Raw genomic sequence first — 3,919 nt, 5'->3', positions numbered from 1 at the left:
GGTGACGACGCTTCTCTACGCGCTGGGCATGGATCAGGAAGGCATCATGGATGCTTACTATGAAACAGTCATGTACAAGCATGTGAAGAACAAGGGCTGGGTCACCAAGTTCTTCCCCGAGCGTGTTCGTGGCACCCGTCCGCAATTTGACATCGTCGATGCAGCCACCGGTGAAGTGATCTGCAAAGCCGGCGACAAGATGACGCCTCGCATGGCGAACGACCTGATCAAATCGGGCGCGGTGACGGAACTGTTGCTGCCGTTTGACCAGATTGTCGGTCGCTACGTGGCCAAAGACATCATCAACGAAGAAACCGGCGAGATCTGGGTTGAAGCCGGTGACGAACTGACGATGGAATACGACCGCGACGGCGGCGTAAAGGGTGGCTCGCTGAAGCTGTTGCTTGATCAGGGCATCACCGACATTCCGGTTCTGGACATCGACAACGTCAACGTCGGCCCTTACCTGCGCAACACCATGGCGGTGGACAAGAACATGGGCCGCGACACCGCGCTCATGGACATCTACCGGGTGATGCGTCCGGGCGAGCCGCCGACCGTCGAGGCTGCGTCGCAGCTGTTCGACACGCTGTTCTTCGACAGCGAGCGCTATGATCTCTCGGCCGTTGGCCGGGTCAAGATGAACATGCGTCTGGACCTCAAGGCTCCGGACACGTTCCGCACGCTCAGCCGCGAAGACATCGTCGCCTGCATCAAGGCGCTGACCGAACTTCGCGACGGCAAGGGCGAGATCGACGACATCGACCACCTCGGCAACCGCCGGGTCCGGTCTGTCGGCGAACTGATGGAGAACCAGTACCGCGTCGGTCTGCTGCGGATGGAGCGTGCCATCAAGGAACGCATGTCGTCGGTCGAGATCGACACGATCATGCCGCAAGACCTGATCAACGCCAAACCGGCGGCAGCGGCGGTGCGCGAATTCTTCGGCTCCTCGCAGCTGTCGCAGTTCATGGACCAAACCAACCCGCTGTCGGAAGTGACGCACAAGCGCCGCTTGTCGGCTCTCGGGCCGGGCGGTCTGACCCGCGAGCGTGCCGGCTTTGAAGTGCGCGACGTGCACACCACCCACTATGGCCGGATGTGCCCGATCGAGACGCCGGAAGGCCAGAACATCGGTCTGATCAACTCGCTGGCCACCTTTGCCCGCGTGAACAAATACGGCTTCATCGAAACCCCTTACCGCAAGGTGATCGACGGCAAGGTGACCGACGAGGTCGTCTACATGTCAGCCACCGAAGAAATGCGCCATACGGTGGCGCAGGCCAACGCGGCGCAAGACGCCGAGGGCCGCTTTACCGACGAGCTGATCTCCAGCCGCAAGGCCGGCGAATTCATGCTCAACCCGCGCGATGCCGTCGATCTTATCGACGTTTCGCCCAAGCAGTTGGTGTCGGTGGCAGCCTCGCTGATTCCGTTCCTTGAAAACGACGACGCTAACCGCGCCCTGATGGGTTCGAACATGCAGCGTCAGGCGGTGCCATTGCTGCAATCCGATGCCCCGTTCGTGGGCACTGGTATCGAAGCGGTGGTCGCCCGCGACTCTGGCGCTGCCATCATGGCACGTCGGGCGGGGATCATCGACCAGGTCGACGCTACCCGCATCGTGGTGCGCGCCACCGAGATGCTGGACCCCGGAGAGCCGGGCGTCGACATCTACCGTTTGCGCAAGTTCAAGCGCTCCAACCAGTCGTCCTGCATCAACCAGCGCCCGCTGGTGAAGGTGGGCGACACGGTGCTGCGTGGCGAAGTGGTGGCTGATGGCCCCTGCACCGACATGGGTGAACTGGCCCTCGGCCGGAACATCATCGTCGCGTTCATGCCGTGGAATGGTTACAACTACGAAGACTCGATCCTGATTTCGGAACGCATTTTGCGTGACGACGTGTTCACCTCGATCCACATCGAAGAATACGAAGTTGCGGCGCGCGACACCAAGCTTGGGCCTGAGGAAATCACCCGCGATATCCCGAACGTCGGCGAGGAAGCCCTGCGCAACCTTGACGAAGCCGGGATCGTCTACATCGGTGCCGAAGTGCAGCCGGGCGACATTCTTGTTGGCAAGATCACCCCCAAGGGTGAATCGCCGATGACGCCAGAAGAAAAACTCCTCCGCGCGATCTTTGGTGAAAAAGCATCTGACGTACGCGACACGTCACTTCGCCTGCCGCCAGGGGCATTCGGCACGATCGTCGAAGTGCGAGTCTTCAACCGGCATGGCGTGGACAAGGACGAACGCGCCCTGCAGATTGAGCGCGAAGAAGTTGAACGTCTGGCGCGGGACCGTGACGACGAACTGGCCATTCTGGAGCGCAACATCTATGCGCGCCTGAAGGCGTTGGTCATGGGCAAACCAGCTGTCAAAGGGCCGAAAGGCATCAAGGCGGGGTCGACCATCGACGAAGAACTGCTAGGCACGCTCAGCCGTGGTCAGTGGTGGCAACTGGCGCTTGGCGACGATTCCGATGCCAAGGATGTCGAGGCGCTGCATGACCAGTTCGAGGCGCAGAAACGCGCGCTCGACAACCGGTTCGACGACAAGGTCGAAAAGGTGCGTCGCGGTGACGATCTGCCTCCGGGCGTGATGAAGATGGTCAAAGTGTTCGTCGCGGTGAAGCGCAAGCTGCAGCCGGGTGACAAGATGGCCGGACGTCACGGCAACAAGGGCGTCATTTCCAAGGTCGTGCCGATCGAGGATATGCCGTTCCTGGCCGACGGCACGCCGGTTGACCTGGTGCTGAACCCGCTTGGCGTTCCCAGCCGGATGAACGTGGGCCAGATCCTGGAAACCCACATGGGCTGGGCCGCGCGCGGCCTTGGCATGAACATCGACGAAGCGCTGAAGGAATATCGCCGGTCCGGCGACATGACCCCGGTGCGTGATGCGGTGCGTCTGGCTTACGGCGACGAGACCTATGAAGAGGCATTTGCCGACCGGAACGAGGAAGACTTCCTCGAGCTTGCCGGCAACGTGACCAAAGGTGTGCCGATTGCGACCCCGGTGTTTGACGGGGCGAAAGAGGCGGACGTGAACGATGCGCTGACCCGCGCAGGGTTCGACACCTCGGGTCAGTCGGTGGTCTTTGACGGCCGTTCGGGCGAACAGTTCACCCGCAAGGTGACGGTTGGCGTGAAATACATGCTGAAGCTTCACCACCTAGTGGATGACAAGCTACACGCACGGTCGACTGGTCCGTACTCGCTGGTTACCCAGCAACCGCTGGGCGGCAAAGCGCAGTTCGGTGGCCAGCGTCTCGGCGAGATGGAGGTCTGGGCACTGGAAGCCTACGGCGCTGCCTACACCCTGCAGGAAATGCTGACCATTAAATCGGATGACGTTGTCGGCCGGACTAAGACCTACGAAGCCATTGTGCGCGGCGAAAGCAACTTTGATGCTGGCGTGCCCGAAAGCTTTAACGTGTTGGTGAAGGAAATTCAGGCCTTGGGCTTGAATGTGGAGCTGCAGGAAACGGGTGGCGGGCCTAACCTTGGCACCAGCACCTACCAGCAACCAAGCAGCCCTGCCTTAGGGATGGGCCCTGGCGCTATGGGTGGCGCTGCGGGTGGCACGACGCGCAAGCGGCCGGGCCTCAGCCGTGGGTTGAATGGTTAAGTTGAACAGATAAAAAGGACGACACACACATGCGTGCCAACACCTCCCTCATGAACCTGTTCAACCAACCTGCGGTGAAGCAGTTCGACGCCATTAAAATTAGCTTGGCGAACCCCGACAGTATTCGGGCGCAGAGCTTTGGTGAAGTGAAGAAGCCTGAAACCATCAACTACCGCACCTTTAAGCCCGAGCACGGCGGCCTGTTCTGCGCCCGTATTTTTGGGCCGATTAAGGATTACGAGTGCTTGTGCGGCAAGTATAAGCGCATGAAACACCGCGGGATTGTCT

1 protein-coding gene and 1 pseudogene are annotated in these 3,919 nt (G+C 60.5%); both read left to right on the top strand.

Annotation, left to right across the window (positions count from 1 at the left end; translation table 11 throughout):
* Positions 1–3,481, top strand: a pseudogene (rpoB, locus tag RMO18_RS08125) (DNA-directed RNA polymerase subunit beta); the annotation flags it as partial.
* Between the two features lie 179 nt (positions 3,482–3,660).
* Positions 3,661–3,919 (top strand): hypothetical protein (locus RMO18_RS08120; RefSeq protein ID WP_309665122.1); only part of this gene is annotated, 259 nt, incomplete at its 3' end.

The sequence above is a fragment of the Tabrizicola sp. genome, assembly GCF_031377265.1.
Classification (GTDB): Bacteria; Pseudomonadota; Alphaproteobacteria; order Rhodobacterales; family Rhodobacteraceae; genus JAUYQR01.
This window is presented reverse-complemented; position numbering and strand designations above follow the sequence as displayed.